The organism is Marinoscillum sp. (assembly GCF_965229915.1).
Classification (GTDB): Bacteria; Bacteroidota; Bacteroidia; order Cytophagales; family Cyclobacteriaceae; genus Marinoscillum.
Window position 1 is genome coordinate 155,329 of sequence record NZ_CBDDJZ010000002.1, and the last position, 17,205, is coordinate 172,533.

Sequence of the window (17,205 nt, forward strand, 5' to 3'; positions counted from 1 at the left end):
ATTCATTTTTAGACATTGCGAGCCTTGCTATTAAATATTCTCAACGAATACGAAAAAAGTGACTTTGACAAAGTCCCTGAATTAGATGATGATCAAAGAGAAGCGTTTTTTGATATATCCTCAGTACGTCAATATCAGAATCATTTTCGGAAGCCAAAGACTCTCGTAGCATTCATTTTACTAAAAGGCTACTTTAAGGCAAGTGGGAGATTTTATCAAGTCAAAGATTTTCATCAAGATGACGTCCGATATGTAATCAATAAGTTAGGTTTATATGAACTGCCATCTTTTGATAACTATCATAGAGTCACATATTCGGAGCAGAAATCCATTATCGCAAAAAGTCTTGGAATTACCTTGTTCTCTAATTGGAAAGGTCAGTTTATTCAAGAGGTTGAGGGTTTAGTTAAAACTGCATTAAAACCAAAGCAGATAATACATACACTTCTTAAAATTCTTGACGAAAGAAACGTTGAAATTCCTACATATCACGTTTTTGCCGATGTGATTACTAAAGCTCTCAGGAAATTAGAGAGTGACCTTTTGGATAGCGTGTCAAGAGTATTGGGCCAATCGCAAAGAGATGAAATTGACTCTATCCTCGAATTACCAAAAGATCCTACTAAACCGCTCTCACCTAGTAATCCATACTTACTGACAACTATTAAGACTCCAGAGCAGGAAATAACCCCAAGTAAGATTAAGGAAAGCTTAAAGGATTTTCAGGTTGTTGCCGATTTGTTCAGGCAATTTGAAACCTCTTTAGAAAAAATTGATCTATCCGATCAGTTGCTTAACTACTATGCATTATGGCTTATTAAGTCTAAACATATCAAATTCTTGACAATTTCAGAGCCTTCTAAAAGACACCTATACTTTTTGGCTTTTATAATATATCAATATCGAATAAGACAGGACCTATTCGTAGATACCCTTCTGAAGTGTACTCAAAAGTTTCAAAATGATATTGAAAAAGAAATTACAGATGATTTTTTAAATCAGAGGCCTGTTCGTGTTCAGCAGACAAAAAAAGTCATCCAAATGGTCAGATCCTTATCAGATCACGTAGAGCATATGAGACAATTAGCGTTTTCTAATGTTCAAAATGATAGTGAAAAGGTTGCTCGGATACAAGAGATCTTTTATGACATTGATAAATCGAGAGGTGATCGACAGGCACAGCAAAAGAAAATTGAAGAAGAGCTTATAAAGCTAGAAACTTCGATTTCTTCCGGATTAAAAAATCAATTGATGTATGAAAAGTTTATAAAGAACTATAGGAAAATTCAGAATCGTACTGGGGGAATAATTCGGGTTTTAGACTTCAATAGGTCGACTTCAAATCTTGACATTATTGATGCAATAGATTTCTTTAGAAACAATAGTCAGGTCAGTTCATTGAATAAACTTCCTGTAAAATTCATGGACTCTAGGAGTCTACTGGGAATGAAGGATTACCCAGGGGATGAATGGATTATCTGGAAAGTAATTCTATTTATTCAAGTTGTTGAGCACATCAAAAGGGGCTCACTAAACCTTAGTAACTCAGAAAGATATAGGGCGGTTGAAGAATATCTTATTTCTCAGGAAAGATGGGAAAACCAAAAGGACAGCCTACTCGATAGGGCTGCTTTACCATTTGAAAGAGATGTGAAAGTGTTCATCAATAGAATGACTTTTAGCCTTCATGAACAATATTTAAAAACCAATGAGAACATAAAAACTAATGACCATTTGACTTTCACTAATTCTGGGGCAGCAAAGGTTGTGACTCCAAAAGTGGAAAAACCAGATCAAAGTGGGTTATTAGACCTTCTCGAAGATGAAAGGGGAATTATTCCTTTACCGCTTGTTCTTTCGGAGGCTAATCTCGTATCTAAATTCACTCAAAATTTTCTCTACTTTGGACAGAAGGGACAAAAAAGTACTCCATCAAATGAAGCATTTTACGCTGCAATAATTGGATTGGGCTGTAACATCGGAATAAGAAAAATGGGACAGATTTCTAAGGGAGTAACACCAGATAGCCTTGACTATTTGATAAAATGGTATTTCAGCAAAGAGAATTTGGATACTGCGAATAACAAAATCAATGCAATAATTAATGATCTGTCCTTGCCAAAGCTCTACAAGAAGGAAATTAACCAAAATCACACATCTAGTGATGGACAAAAATTTAGTGTTACCGTACCTTCAATAAATGCAAACTTTTCGTTTAAGTATTTTGGATCTGGGAGGGGAGTGAGTGCTTACAGCTTCATAGATGAAACAAGTAGACTATACTATAATACCGTAATAAGTTCATCAGAAAGAGAGGCGGCATATGTTATTGATGGCTTAATGCACAATGAGGATATTGAAAGCGATATTCATTCAACCGATACACATGGATTTAGCGAAATCATCTTTGGCATAACCAATGGTATAGGTGTATTCTTTGCACCAAGAATCAAAAATTACAAAGACCAACTCAAATACACGTTTAAACAGAATCCAAGAAAATCATATGAACAGCTTAATTACAAAATAGTCCCAAATGCTCAAACCTATATCAATACAAATATTATAGAAGAGCAATGGGATAATATATTACGATTGTTGGTTACAATTAAGCTTAGAGAAACGACAGCATCACGTATCTTGAAAAGGCTAAGTTCATACTCAAAACAACATCCTTTATATAAAGGACTAAAACAGGTTGGGCGAACATTCAAAACGTACTTCTTACTCAAATACCTTGATGAGTTGGAACTAAGGCAATCGACTGAAAAAGCCTTAAATAGAATTGAACTTTCCCATCAGTTTGCTAAAGCAATTTTCTTCGGGAATAATCAAGAAATAAAGGTGAAAACAAAAGAAGAACAGGAGCTTGCTGTAGCTACTCGGCATCTAATTCAAAATGTTATTATTCTTTTCAACTACTTGAAAATTAGTGATCGGCTAGCAAAGACGGATGACGAATCAGAGTTTCAAGAAATTCTTCGAAAGGTGAGAAATGGATCAATCATGACTTGGCAACATATAAACATACATGGAGAGTATGACTTTGAAAATCTATTCGATAATGGAGAGATAAGTTCATTTGAGTTCGATAAGATTAGATCACTACAAGTAGTTTCCTAATGTACATCACACCCGTATAGACCTTGAAGGCCTAGACGTTATATTAAATAGCCGCTCGGCCAGCGCACAATCCTTCGCTCGGCCGTTCCCTGACCAAACGGCTATTAATAGTTTCCCCGCCCGCTTGTGAGCTTAGGCTCACTGACCAGCCCTAAGCAAGAGAATCTCAGGCAAAAGCTTATCGTCCTATTTTTCGTTATCCGTACGATTGGTCAGATTGATTTCAAATACACGATTCTCAGCGATTAGGATTTTGCCTGTGATACACTTGCAAGCCCACGCTTTGTCTGGCCCACAGCACAAGCCAATCTCAAGCGTCATTCTGAGGAATCAGTAAACCGAAGGTTGTTGATGACGTGAGAATCTCTTTGACGCTTGTAGCGCATTCAGAATAGCTCACAAGTCGGCTGTCTTTTATCTGTGTTCGCTTAATCGCTCAAGCCGCTGGGCTTTTACTTTTTTCATTGATAAAAAAGTAAACAAAAAATCTAGGCAAAATAATCACTCCCAACACACAGGCCAGCCCACGCCCGGGTATTTTGGCAGGCCAGCGCCACACAGAATAACATTTCTACTTAACATAATATCATGTCTTCTGAATCTCCTTAGAATACTGCCAAAGTGCTTGATCTAGTGTTCTCATATCCACATTAGCTTGATCAGCTAAACCTCGTGTAAAATCCGTGTATTGCTGCCAGAATTCAAATCTGTAATCTTGTGGCTTGATATGCTCACAACTCAAGGAATACAAGGCTCTGAAATCTATAATTGGATATCTGTCTGTATGATAGAAATGCAGCAGCACCGAAGCTGTTGGCCAACTTACGCCAGTTAGTAGATTGAGTATTTCCACTCTTAACTTCTCGCTGTTTGTGGAGAATGCTATCTGTGTAATCTCTTTGATGTAATCCTCTGCATTGGAAGCTACTCTGGACTTTGTGCGTGGTGTTTTCCATTCACCGATAATTTGTAGTTCTTTTTTGGTTAGATACCCCCTACTCTTGATTTGTTGAGTATTTTGAATGACCTCAAGCTCAGATCGACCATATGAGTATCTAGAAGCATAATAATCGATTTTGCTGGTATGGAATTTAAGCTTAAGGGCGTAATCGCTCATTTTATTTTTGAGATATATAAATCATCCATTATTGATCTAATCATCATTCGTTTATATTGAATTTGCATTTTTTTTAATTTGGATTTCAGTGCGTTAAAATCAGCTGGCTTGACCTTCTTAAAACTATCTTTCTCTATATCAAGCTTTCTTACAACCTGAATTGTATTCTCTAATTCAGTCTTAAATTCTGGTTTCTCTGTATCATCATGGCTAAAGGGATTCATAACAACACCACGATAAATCTCGATATCTCTTACTAAATCTTCAGAAATATCAGTCTGTGATAAAATCGTTTCCCAAAAATCATTGCTTGCTAGTTCCTTCTGATTTTTTTTATACAGTACCTTTAGGTTCTTTCCCTCGCAAATATTCTTAACTAATCTCTCAAATGCAGTTCGCACATAGACTGCAGATGCCTTATAATCCTTCTCATCAAGATGCTTTTCAGCAGTTTTTAACAATCCGTCATTGGGTTTAATGACGGGAATTTCAATGTCTTCATCTTTCAGCTTTTTGGAATAAACCTCCAGATACTTCCATTTTTTCTTACCAAAAAAGTTCTGAACCAACTCATACCATATCTTATCATATGTAGTCATGAATATTTGAAAATCTGGTTCAAAGTTGTCTTTTAGAATATTCAATAAAGGCATTCGATTACTCATATCTAATCCGATGAGTAAATCATCTAATACAAGTAGCTTCAATTTCCCTTTTGATGGGTTTACCTTGATTGCAGCTAAATAAACGCTTATCGCTAATGCAGAAAGTCTGGCTTCATTGAGAAATTCATGATGCCTAAGAATTGATCGCTTGAACAACGTTACATCAAGTCCAATACTTGTATTTTCCAGCCATCTTCTACCCTTATATTTTACACCCTTAAAATCAAACTTAATTTCAACACTAGAATTGAAGTATTGCATAAACTTATTTGTGTCACTCTCTATGGAGCTAAGAAGTTCTGTAAGCCCATTATTGAACTTTTCTATGTAATCAGCAACTCTTGCTTTGACATGATGCCCTTGCCTCAACTCATGTGAATCATATATTATAGCCTCCCATTCCTTCCCAATTTCTTTTTTAGTGAATCTATTGACTGCATGAGATAAAATATCCTTAACCAGTATATCAAATAGGTCAACCTTTTCTTCATAACCCACATGGGTATTCAGCAATTTTCTATAGTCAAAGAAGCCTTTAATCTTATTTGCATCCTTAATGGCAATTAGTGCTTCTTCTTCTTTTAGTTTCCCGTCTGATTTAAGAACAAATTTGTTGGACACGCTTGAATCCGCTGATTCTTTTGTTTCAATGGTAACAGTTGCTGTCCCCTTTTTTGAATCAGGCAGAAAGATGTTTTCCTCTACATCAACTTCCTGAATTGAGGACAAGAAAAACTTCCAAAGTGCGATATAAAGAGAGCTCTTACCGCTTCCATTCTCTCCATAAAGCATAAGATTCTTGCCATCCTTATCCAGGCTTATATGATGGTCACCGTAAAATGCTTTGTAATTGCTTATATGAATATCAGTGATCCTCATCTTTTCCTTCTATGATCCTAATCTCAGGAATACTATCCATGTAGAAAATATTGTTTCTTACAGGGTGCTCCTTGTTGTCTAATCTTTCAAAAACCTTCTTACAGATTTCGAGCTTCTCCTGATCTGACATAGAGTCTTTCAAGGCTGGCAACTCTCCTAAATGTGGGATGATCTGCCTTTCATATTTTTTGAGTAGATCGGGAAAATAAAGCTCATAGACAATGCCATCAATAATTTGCTCAAAGTACGTTTTCGCAAGTTTCATTTCATCAAAGCGATATAAAAACAATACATATTCAACAAACCTTTCGATCTCTGATGAATTCTCTGGATATATCGGTATCTCCAATAGAGGCTCTTTATCCACTTGAAATTGACCACCTTGTAATTTCCCTTTTTTCTCAAGCCAAAATTTTATCAAAGTAGAATTTAGCAATCCTGTCAAAAACTTGTGGGAGAATCTATCTGTCCTAATGATATTAAATGACATCATTACATAGATTTCTTCCGTTGTGTAGATAAAACTTGGTGATGCACACTTTCTTATAGAGAGTATTTTTTCACCCTTATCGAAGAAATAAGAGTCCCTTGGCCAATGAAGATGGTAAAATTCTAGTCTTCCATTCTGATTCTCTCTTCTTTCATCCATTATCCCTCTATACTTTTCTAAATGTTTAATTAAAGAGGGAGCATCGTTCTTATAATTTGATTTAGAAATGTAAATGATGTTTTTTGAAGAGTTCTTAACATCTCCATATCGTTCCGTATCTGTCGGCTCAACTAGAGGTTTTAGATATTTAAGCTCTTTGTTTGAAAGATTAGAGAAATGATTTTTATCAACTACAAAGACTCCATCTCCTACATCAACATTAGATACATTAGAAATCTTCTTAATATTTCTAGAGTTTACTACATCGGGATTAGGAACTATTCCTTGAATAATTTCTGAATCCTCAAGTCGATGACTGCCTTTTACTGCAATAGCATTTAAGATATCTTGATACTTATAATCTCGGAAGGAAATATATCCGCCCAAATATTGTGTTGGCTTAAAGTTGATTTTCGCTTTTTCTGTACCATCATAATTTATGTTGAAGTCTAATACATACTTAAGATCTTCTTCCCCAATATTTGAATTTCGTAATAAAGTATATTGAACATTGCTTGATATTTGAGAATTGTCTTTATCCTTTTTAAGAACATAAATCATCGTTTGAATACCCGCAGACTTAAAAACCTTATAATCATTGAAATCGGTAAATAACTCAATTTTAGTCTCTGATAAAACCTTATCTCTAAATTTCGAAGCACCTGAACTTGTAATCCAATTGTTCTGAGCAATAAAGCATTCTACTCCGTCAGCTTTTAGGAAATCGATCATTTTGCAGGCAAAACCGTACCATAAATCCATTTTACCTTGATAGTAGGGAGAATCTCTAAAGCCATCGAAAGCTTTTCGACTCGTATATTCTTTAATATATGGAGGGTTAGCAATTACTACATCAAATCCACCATGATCAAAAACATCCTTGAAGTATAAATGCCATAGGAAATAATTCTTATCAGGTTTCTTTCGATCTTGGATTAATTTGTGTTTTGTTGCGTCAAGATTTACTAAATCTACTTTCCACTGATCAACTTGCTTTTTGCCCTTGCCGCTAAGGTTATTGTAATTCCCTGACTCATTAATCCAGCGTTCTAACTGATTTCTCCTTAGCTCGATATTGAATTCAATGTGATTATAAACTTCATGATCAATCTGCTCTCTAATTTTCTCTTTCTTCTGAGTTTTGGTTTCGCTATAATATTGATTGATCAGTTTTTCAATGGCTCTGGAAGTCTCTCCTTTCTCAACAGTAAACTTTAATTGGGGATCATCATAGTTACCAAATAAGTCTTTATTTGGCTCATACACCTTCATATTGCCCCCTTTAGCAACATTACTAAGATCTATTCCTTCATAACTCTCTACAAGGCTATTCCCTTGCATAATTTTATAATCTAGGTTTGGAAGTGCTTTTGGTTTGTTCTTATCCACTACCAATGAAAGCCAGAATCTGAGTCGAGCTATATCAACTGCCCCTTTTTCTATATCCACTCCGTAAACGGAGTTTTGTATGATATCCTCTTTGGTTTTGGCTGGATCCCATGGCAAATCAATATGGTAAGCAATGATCTCTTTGATACTGAAAATCTCCTGTAACAGTCCCATTGGAAATGCTCCTGAACCTATAGCAGGATCACATATCTTTACTTCATCAAGCTTTTCATTGATAGCTTTCAGGATTTCTTTTGATAGATGATTGGGTTCTTTCTCCCGAACCAACTGCCCTAACTCCTTTTTATCCGTTTTGTCTCCAAGATGTGTATTCAGGTATTCCAGTAGGCTTTCCTGACACATATAGTTGACAATCTCCTTAGGTGTATAGTACGCCCCCTTGTCTTTGTTGTCTTCCAGTAAGTTTTCGAAAATGTGCCCTAGCATTTCAGGATCAACAGCGACCGTATGATCATCCTGACTGTCTTCATACACTGTGAAATTAAAGGCATTCAAAAAGTCTAAAAACCCTCTGTACTCGTAAGTCTCATCGGTTTCTATGGATGCATTCTTAGGTAGTGGATCTTCTTTCTTTTCTTCGTTGGAGAACAGTTTGAAAGGAAAAGTCATCATATCCCCTTTCTTATGAAGCAATTCGTCAACTTCATCTCTGGTGAATAGGCCACCATTTAAATATGGAATCCGAACCTCTCTCCCACCTGGTGTTTCGTACAAGTCATCCGGTCGTTCTTTATTTAGTGCATTGAAGAATAATTCAGTAAGTCCATGTGGAAAGAACCGCTCATCACCTCCAGTTTCTTCAAATATTTCAAAGACGAAGTTTTGAGAGCCATCTTCATAGTCTGTATCAGATGCTCCTAACCATCGCTTCTTTTGTACGAAATACAGAAACACAATCCTACCCAATAGTTTCTTGCAGAAATCTCGTGCATCCTTCTCATTTCCATTGAAAATACTTTTCAGAAATGCACTAGGTTGACTTACTTCTTCCTCCTGCCATTTGCTACCTTTCTTCACCATTCGCTTACCTGTGAGATACTGCACAAAGTTTTGATAGTGTTCTTTGTACTCGTCAAAGAAGGCATTGCTCATTTTCTCAACCGAGAATGCCTCTACAAGCGACTCCATGGTCTTGTCTGACTCTAAAGAAAGCCATTCCATGCGTTCAGCAAAGGTTTTGTTGTTTCTACCTGATTCTACAAGAAATGTGTAACGCTTTGGGTGTGTGGCTTTTTCCTGAATGCCTTTTGAAGTCAGTTCACTGTCTTTGGCAACCAGGGTAAATCGCCACATATCCGTGTATGTAGGTGATACGAAATTGATCAAAGCAGCTTGTCCACTTGTCAATAGCTTTCTAACATAATGCTGAATGGCAACTTTGCTCTGATCAATCCTTACATGATCTTTCAGAAGTATTTCATAACACAATACTCCCACATCATCTTCCAGATTGATTCGTCCATATATACCAACATCTTCTATGACTTTGCTTTCCGTATTGTTAGGCTGCTCAGCAGGTCTTTGCAATGAAGAATACACCTCCAGCAAACTCCCAAATACAGGACTTAGCACTTCAACAGCAAATAGCTTTCTGTCGTAGTTCTTTTTTAATGATTTGATCAGTTCTTCCTGTGCTGCCATTATACGAAGCTTTGTGTGAGTACTATTTTAGGATTGACAATACCTCTGGGTTTTACCTTCATTTCATCGGAATCAATCCTTGTTGAAAGGTCAAACCGATCCAGAACATCTTTAAAAAGTCCATCCATAAAAAGCTCTTCATTTGATATTAGTGAGGCATTCTTTTTGAAGTATTCATTTACTGATTTAGGAAGACCTTTTGAAGCGAATACTCCTTTTCTAATCAATTCTATTGTTCGGTTAAGCGCCTTCTTCTTCTGTTCAGTTTTTACCAATTTTAGGGCTGCTCTAAGATTAGAAATTGCCTTATTTTCGGCTGGACTTAAGTTCTTTTTCGAGACTGTTTGAATGTTCTCCTGATTCTTTTCTGATTTGAAAAACTCCAAACCTTTTGAGGTCTGCTCATAGTGAAGGTCATGTAGCTTGATTGGCTTTTCATCACGCTCTGCGTTGTAAATCTTGACTGCTTGTAAGAAATTGATTTCAAGGCAATTGAATTCTGGTGTCACAAAGCAGAAAATGCCCGGGTGATTATCACTTTTCAGATAAGTGAGTGAGGACTTCTTTAATGGGTATTTTAAGTCACCCTCATCTGCCGTTTGAAGTACCAATTCATGGTCTTCATTAGCGTTTCTTCCACATCTAGCTTTGTTGGGAAGTTTGCTGATCTCCTTGAATAGCTTTGGTTCTTTCTTCTTGAATTCCCTCAATTCATTCAAGTACTTTAAAATCTCGCTTTCCTCTTTTTGAATTTTACTTCCGAAAAGAGCCCCCTCACCCTTTTCTTCCATAAGTGAGAATATCTTATTGTCTTCTCCAAATGCAGAATGAAATGCCTGAAGTTTTCTTAAGGCAGTGTTAATCAGATTTATCTGTTGATCTCCATGTGCAGAAGGGTAAAAATTGTAAACATAGATTTTGGAAGCTTTTGATCCGATTCGGTTAACACGTCCGATTCTCTGCATCAGTCGCGTACTATTCCATGGCACATCATAATTGATGATCAGATTACTTCTGTGCAGATTGATTCCCTCTGCAAGTACTTCGGTTGTAATTATAATATTGTAATCATCCTTCCATTTATCATCCTCCAGATTTGCATCAAAATTTTCTCGAATTGTGTTTTCTACTGCCTGTCGATTGTCAGCCGAAACAGTCAAAATCTTATGTTCTCCAATCTCCTGTAGCTTACCTGACAACTCTTTGGCTGTCTCTTTGGATTCACTAAAAATTACAAGTTTTGCACTTGGGTTCTTTTTCTTATCAAAGAACTCAGTCTTTATTTTCTCAGAAAACTCGATGAGTTTTGGATCGGTAGTGACTTCATTCCACCTCTGACACAAATCCTGAATCTTCTTCTTATCTTCTTTTAAAAGTTCATAGAATTTATCATCAAAGGCATCAGTTGTGAATTCTCGGTTATTACCTCCTTTTTCGTTGATTTTCGCTTCAATCTGGTCATAACTCCATTCCTCTTCGAGTAGCTTATTGATGTCCAGATCCGGTGCAATAAATATGCGGTTGTCCTCAATCATTTTGAGCATATTGTCAATTGCTTTGCTCAACCTATTCAAAGATTGTTTGAAAGCGTAAAAGCTACTTTCCAATCGCTTGACTAGTAACGTTCTCATAATCGCAGAAAGTCGACTTGATATTCCTTCTGCTGTCCTTGCACCACCATAAATATCCTGATCTTCTTTTCTGACCAAGTATTCAATTGCCCGATACCTGAAATAACCAAGCCCTTCTATTTCATTTCCAAACTCATCCAAGCCAGTAATCAAACTGACAGTTTCAAAAAACAGCTTACTTAGCTTCTCATCCAAGTGATAGTACAGAGCTTCAGGATCACCAACTTTAGGGAACTTGATATCCTGCCTTTTCATGTCTTCTAGATACTCTTTATTGTTTTCAATATCTGTTCGTGTTCTCCGAATCACCAAAGGCTCAACCACATCATCTCTTAACTTCTTAAAAAGCTCTCTTAACTTCTTAATATTGAGTTTTTTCTGTGATGAAAGTTTTTTGTACTGATCGTTAATTGGCTTAAAGTACTCCTGTAAGTTTCTGATTTTCTCAAGTGTACTGTTTCTGCGATCTTGAAACAGATACAGTTGATTTTCAATGTCTTGCGGTCTGTTATTTAAAGGCGTTGCAGAAATCAAAATCACCTTCTTCTTATAATCACCATCCTCTGATGGTCTAGACCTTGGCTTCTTACAAATCTCTTGAAGTGCCAAATACATATCGGTATAGTCATTTCGGAATTTATGAGATTCATCTACTACTACAAGGTCAAACTTTTCAGCATTGGAGTACCTGTAGTTTTCTTCATCAAGTATCTTGTTAAGACTTCCAAGCGTGATGAATTCGAAATGATTCTTGATTTGAAAATCTTCAGCAGTTCTTTGCCAGTTGGCTTCTAAAGCAGGCGGTACAACTATTAGGACTCTTGTATGTGTACCATTTTCATAAATGAATTTCTTAATAACCATGCATGCAACTATGGTTTTACCAAGTCCCACAACATCAGCTAAAATGAATCCATTATGCTTCATCATGATTGCATATCCTTGATTGGCTGCATCTGATTGATATTTCAACCGCATAAACTTATCAGGAAGTAATAAGTCAATATTGTAAGGATCATACTCCACACGTTTTCCGAAATACTCTATCAGCATCTTGATGTATAATTCAAATGGGGTGAAGTCATCTCTTAAATGAGTTCGCTTTTTTAAACCCTCTGCTTCGGCTTGGAGTATTGGTACAGATTCATTCCAAAGCCTCTCAAACTCATCAGTTGCAAACTTGACATCATCAAAATCTCTAAGACTTACATTGAATTCATAATTTGATTCTGGATTTGCTCCTAGTCCTGCATCCGTCAAGTTGGAAGAGCCTGTGATTACTTCGCAAGGTGCATGTTCATTAAAACTTGCTGGTCGGAATATGTAGATTTTCGCATGAAGCTTCTTTTTGGGGTGAGCTCTTAACTCTATTTTATCATTTATTAGATCATCAATGAATTGAATAATTCCTTCTTCCGTTTTTTGATCGTAATCAGCCTTTTGAACATCCTCGATCATTCTTTCTAAGAATGCTTCTTTTGTCTCATCTGGATTTTCAATGTAGTACTGTCCTCTATCGTGATATTCCTTTGTTAGCTTTCCTACATTGATTCCTACCAGTATTCTGATTTTAGGAATTTTGTCTAAGAATGGTCGAATCTTGAAATATCCAGAGGCTCTGAAATAGCCTACCAGAGCATCAAAGTGACGAATACTGTCAATATGAGTAAATACTCCTTCAAATTTTTTGAGGAGACTATTTCCATCTTGATTTGTAAAAAACTTTGTACTCATTTACCTGCCTCCTTTTCTATTAATAGATCCTTGACACTCACTTCAAGAATCTCAGCGATTGAATACAAGTCTTCAAGACTTGGTTGTCTTCTATTTTGGACATATGAATTCACCATATTGTAACTCTTACCAAGCTTTTCAGCTAACCAAGTCTGCTTAATTCCCTTGGACTCTAGGACTTCTTTAATCCTGTTCATCAGTTCTTAAATTGATGGAAGTCCAAGATAACGAAATGAAATAGAATTATATCACTGAATGAGATATAAATATTGTATGAAGTGAATGATAGGCCAACCCTAGAGCCACACACATTTGTCATCCACGCAAGCCCTCGCTAATCCAAGGATGCCAAAAGAGTGTGTCTCTCCAACCCTAGTGAAAAACTCTTTTCTCTCCCCTCTTAAAAGAAAAATGATTAGTCCCTACCCCAATCCCTAAGCTACATTAACATAACGCAGGCCATTATATAACTAATATACTGATTTGTGGTCAAGACCCGTATGGCGTCTTGATTAACATAAAATCAGTTATCGCTACGTAGTACGATAACGGTAAAGATTTTATGTTAAAGCAAATCACGACTGGTGTACTTCCAGCCGTCTGGCAAAAGCTGCCTGTGAGAGATTCCTTTGCTGTCGGACATGGATGAAAATTTTTGAACAGACGGTTTGCATAGGCGTAATAGTTAGTTAATACATCAATTTCAATTTTGTATTTGGTAAACCGCCTGGTATTCCAAATATTGTTTAACAACGGAAACGGTCAACCCAATTTCATTAAAAAGCCATGCGTTTACCTGCCGGCAGGCAGGTTTTGGATGATCTCATTGTCCTATGCGTTTTGGATGTCATCATGGTTCCATGCGTTTTGATACCCCCTATCGGACTCATGCGTTTTAGTCGGAGTGGACGCTACCATGCGTATGTGAATTGAGCTAACGCATTATGCGTAGCAGGAATATGCTTTTGGGTTGGTTACCAAAATCAATAAATGGGTAACCAAATCATATAATGGGTATTAGTCCTTATGAGAGTTTATGATGAGACAAATACGTTCAGAAGAGGAATGGCATCTAGCTTGGGCAAGTCAGAAGATTCGAAAGCAATAGCCAGACAAAGACCACCAATTCAGCTCATGATGTCCTCTGATGATAATCAAAAGGATCAAAAGAATGATTCTAATACAGCTGTTACCAATAGTCCGCCTACAGTAGATCAAATTAAACCAAAAGTTCGTGAGTTGTGTGAAAAACAATTAGGGAGGATGATTAATGCTCCAAAGAATATTAGGCGATTCCAAGCAAATGGTGAGACCATTGACTTTTATTTTCCGGAAGATCCAGCTTCAGCTATCCTCTCAAAAGAGCTTAATACCCAGATAATTGTTCATGAGTTTAGATTGCACCTTCATGGGGCTCGCCCTGGCCCTGCGGGAAATGAGGACAGAGCACAGTTTCAATCAACTAATGGTTATCATTTTGGCAGAGCATGGATCAAATGGTCAATCGGAACGGAAGGTGAGGTACAAACTGAAGAATTAACTAGAGATCAAGTCCATGTCCAGTTGGAAACGTATTTAGCTCACATGTACGGTTCTGGTAGAGAAAGCAAACAACAAATGACTTTGGAGCAGTTGATTGATTTGATAACATCAACAGAGCCCACCCCTAAATACCATACCGATTATAAAGTGACGACTTTTGACTGGAATGCTATGGAAGATCAGATTAGGGCTAGTTTGAAAGAAGACGGAAGCCTTTCTGTCAAGTATACTATTGGAGGCTCTAAAGTTTCGCTAAATGCTGAGAGTTTGGCACGGATACAAGATGTAGTTAGTGCCAAATTGAATTTAAAGAATTCCAGTGATAAAAAAACTTAAGAGTTAAGAACCAGTTGAGATTGGATCTAGAGATTCCAATCATGATCTATCCAGTCAGTGTCTTGCAATTCACTCCCAGGAGGATCTTCCTCTAAGCCATTCATGTATATGACCCCAACAATGGCCATTACGGTAATAACCAGCCATATAATTCCATGAACTTCTGGTTGAGTGCTTTTGAGAGCATTGATTGAGCCCCAAAACAAACCGGATATTGATCCAAGTATGGCTCCAATTACCATCAAACCTAATATTCTAAGTATTAACATAGGCTCGTTTGTTCAAAGCTCGTGCCAGTTTAAATAAGATACAGAAAAAAGCCTGGTCGATTTCTATTAAAAAGTCATAGGCTTATCTGCCGGCAGGCAGACTCAGGCCATTATATAACATCTCAAAAAATGGTATATTGAATACCATATAACTCACCAACCTTGTTATGAGACCAAAAGCAACAGTGTTTATTGGAAACGGATTCACCATCTCATTAAGTCATCAACTAAATTTTACTGATTGGCATGAAACATCCAAAATTCTACCCCCTCCAAATTGGATGCAAATTCCTGAAAATGAGGATATTGGATCAGGCGGTCCAATTTGGACTTCACAGGAATTCCCAGAATTGTGGGAGCTTGAGAAGCGACTTTCTAAGGCCAATAATGGTAATAGTGTCAACTTTTATCAATTATGTGAGGAAGTCTTAAAACAAGGCAAAACGTTAAAAATCAATCACGGCAGTAAAGAATATTCATTCAGCACTGATGATGTGGGATATCAAATCAGAAAGTATTTATGGGAATACTTTTATCGGCTAGAAGAAAGGTTTTCCTCAGAAATACAGGAAGATTCAGGATTTGAACAATATTTCAGTAGTGAAGCCAAAAAACTTTCCTACAACCTATATAAGAAAACTGCCTCATGGAAATTGATCTATGCTTTAAAGGAAATGAGCCAAGCCTGGGACCTTACTTTGGTCTCGTATAATTATGACAAATATTTAGAATCAATTCTAGAGGCCCATGGCTGCCAATTGGTTTACCAAAATCCATACGACGAAAATGAGTTGGAAGAGCTTCTTATCGATAAAATACGTGTGCTTCACATACACGGCACTTTAGCCACTCAAATGAATCCAACAGAGCGAAACACTCAACAAACCGAATTTACCGGCAATCTGGATGATCAAAGGCAACTTAAGTTATTTTTCCCATCAAGACGACCTGCTCCAGAGTTTCCGGATTTGGTGCCGCCTGGCCATTCTGAAGAACATTTGGTCAGTAAGTTTTCAAATTTCAGAGGCTTTATTCAGAAGCTCATTGAGCGCTCCGATGTTATAGGAAGCATAGGTTTCTCTGGGGCGTCACCAGATGATACAGAACTCAAGGCCATCCTATCTTTTGCTCGAAATAGTGTGAAAACATTCTGTATTGGTCTTGAAGATGAATTGAAGAAAACTATTTCCTATCAAGAGTTGAGCAAATTGAATGGTGATGGTCATGTGGCATTTGATATCAGTAAAGTGGATGATTTTCTTCAATGGTCAAAAAACCAATTTGCAGATTACTTTAGTCCAGAAGGCATTGAGGAAAACCTTCCCAACTTGAATTTTGGAGAATTATTCATAGTTATTATGCACCTTATCGGCCAAGGTGATTTTGACACAACAAGACGATTGGTTAATATATTGGAGGGAGATGATAATCTTGGTGGAAATCGTTTATTGACAATTAGAAATTATATAGAAGCTGAATTATACCGTCAAGGTGGAAATCCACAAATGGCTCAACAACATTACCTCCAAGCATTAGACATGATAGACGAAGAGGAAAGGCGAGCTGCTGTTCATATTAAACTGAAAATTTGTGATTGCTATCACAAACTTGTTATGACTGATGAGAGCCAGCCAATTCTTAATAGCATTGAGGGCCTAATTCGTGAATTCACAAATAGTAAAGAAGAGTCAGAATTCTTCTACTGCAAGGCTGATAGTGCCATACTAAAAGGTGATTTAAGAACAGCTCTCACCTATTTCAAAAAAAATTTCGATTCCAATATTAACAGAAAAGATTGGTTGAACGCAGCACTGTCGAGCATGCGTATATCAACTTGCCTCTACCATCAACAAGCGTTTGAAGATGCGATAACATGGCTAGATCGAGCAATGGAATTATACATACTTGAAAGAAACAATAAAGGAATTGGAATGGTCTTAAGTACCCGGGCTCATTACATGTCTGACCATAATCACAATCTTGAATTGGCTGAAGAGTTCTGTCAGCAAGCAATAGACGTGTTACGTGACTCCTTAGATGAATTAGTCAAAGCCAAATTTATCTATGCAAAAGTATTGAAAGCCTCCAATAGAATCGAGGAGGCCTTAATTCAAATCAATGAAGTCATTGAAATTTGTTCTGAATCTAACTTTGATTTGATTTTAAGAGTAGCATTGGAGTTTCAACAGGAACTAAATGCTTAACGAGA

Annotated in this window: 9 protein-coding genes; 3 read left to right on the forward strand and 6 right to left on the reverse strand. The window is 36.9% G+C overall.

The genetic code is table 11. The features are described from left to right. Positions 1-24 precede the first annotated feature (24 nt). Complete coding sequence (locus ACO067_RS22765; protein ID WP_421878792.1) at positions 25-3,123, forward strand: Tn3 family transposase; 3,099 nt, start codon at positions 25-27, stop codon at positions 3,121-3,123. Positions 3,124-3,709: 586 nt separating this feature from the next. On the opposite strand, the gene ACO067_RS22770 is transcribed toward ACO067_RS22765, so the two are convergent. The 5 genes from ACO067_RS22770 to ACO067_RS22790 are packed head-to-tail and all read right to left on the reverse strand — an operon-like array spanning position 3,710 to position 13,046. Continuing rightward, entirely contained in the window at positions 3,710-4,240 is a 531-nt protein-coding gene (locus ACO067_RS22770) for a hypothetical protein (RefSeq protein ID WP_421878795.1), read from the reverse strand. Then, entirely contained in the window at positions 4,237-5,784 is a 1,548-nt protein-coding gene (locus ACO067_RS22775) for an AAA family ATPase (protein WP_421878797.1), read from the reverse strand. Before ACO067_RS22775 ends, ACO067_RS22770 begins: the two co-directional genes overlap by 4 nt. Further along, positions 5,771-9,484 (reverse strand): Eco57I restriction-modification methylase domain-containing protein, encoded by a 3,714-nt coding sequence (locus tag ACO067_RS22780; RefSeq protein WP_421878799.1) that lies wholly within the window; start codon positions 9,482-9,484, stop codon positions 5,771-5,773. Before ACO067_RS22780 ends, ACO067_RS22775 begins: the two co-directional genes overlap by 14 nt. Continuing rightward, on the reverse strand, positions 9,484-12,849 hold the full coding sequence (locus tag ACO067_RS22785; RefSeq protein ID WP_421878803.1) for a helicase-related protein: 3,366 nt from the start codon (positions 12,847-12,849) through the stop codon (positions 9,484-9,486). The genes ACO067_RS22780 and ACO067_RS22785 overlap by 1 nt, the downstream gene beginning before the upstream one ends. After that, on the reverse strand, positions 12,846-13,046 hold the full coding sequence (locus ACO067_RS22790) for a helix-turn-helix transcriptional regulator (RefSeq protein WP_421878806.1): 201 nt from the start codon (positions 13,044-13,046) through the stop codon (positions 12,846-12,848). Before ACO067_RS22790 ends, ACO067_RS22785 begins: the two co-directional genes overlap by 4 nt. Before the next feature lie 937 nt (positions 13,047-13,983). On the opposite strand from ACO067_RS22790, the gene ACO067_RS22795 reads away from it, so the two are divergent. Next, entirely contained in the window at positions 13,984-14,727 is a 744-nt protein-coding gene (locus ACO067_RS22795) for a hypothetical protein (protein WP_421878809.1), read from the forward strand. Between the two features lie 26 nt (positions 14,728-14,753). Here ACO067_RS22795 and ACO067_RS22800 read toward each other — a convergent pair whose 3' ends face one another. After that, a complete protein-coding gene (locus ACO067_RS22800; protein ID WP_421878812.1) occupies positions 14,754-14,996 on the reverse strand; it encodes a hypothetical protein in 243 nt (80 codons plus the stop codon). Positions 14,997-15,163: 167 nt separating this feature from the next. Here ACO067_RS22800 and ACO067_RS22805 point away from each other — a divergent pair, with 167 nt between their 5' ends. Beyond that, complete coding sequence (locus ACO067_RS22805; protein WP_421878815.1) at positions 15,164-17,200, forward strand: hypothetical protein; 2,037 nt, start codon at positions 15,164-15,166, stop codon at positions 17,198-17,200. The last annotated feature ends 5 nt before the right edge of the window (positions 17,201-17,205 follow it).

Coding starts and splice junctions, on each gene's coding strand:
- ACO067_RS22770 (WP_421878795.1), bottom strand. CDS start 4,240: ATGAGCGATTACGCCCTTAAGCTTAAATTCCATACCAGCAAAATCGAT.
- ACO067_RS22775 (WP_421878797.1), bottom strand. CDS start 5,784: ATGAGGATCACTGATATTCATATAAGCAATTACAAAGCATTTTACGGT.
- ACO067_RS22780 (WP_421878799.1), bottom strand. CDS start 9,484: ATGGCAGCACAGGAAGAACTGATCAAATCATTAAAAAAGAACTACGAC.
- ACO067_RS22785 (WP_421878803.1), bottom strand. CDS start 12,849: ATGAGTACAAAGTTTTTTACAAATCAAGATGGAAATAGTCTCCTCAAA.
- ACO067_RS22790 (WP_421878806.1), bottom strand. CDS start 13,046: ATGAACAGGATTAAAGAAGTCCTAGAGTCCAAGGGAATTAAGCAGACT.
- ACO067_RS22795 (WP_421878809.1), top strand. CDS start 13,984: ATGATGTCCTCTGATGATAATCAAAAGGATCAAAAGAATGATTCTAAT.
- ACO067_RS22800 (WP_421878812.1), bottom strand. CDS start 14,996: ATGTTAATACTTAGAATATTAGGTTTGATGGTAATTGGAGCCATACTT.
- ACO067_RS22805 (WP_421878815.1), top strand. CDS start 15,164: ATGAGACCAAAAGCAACAGTGTTTATTGGAAACGGATTCACCATCTCA.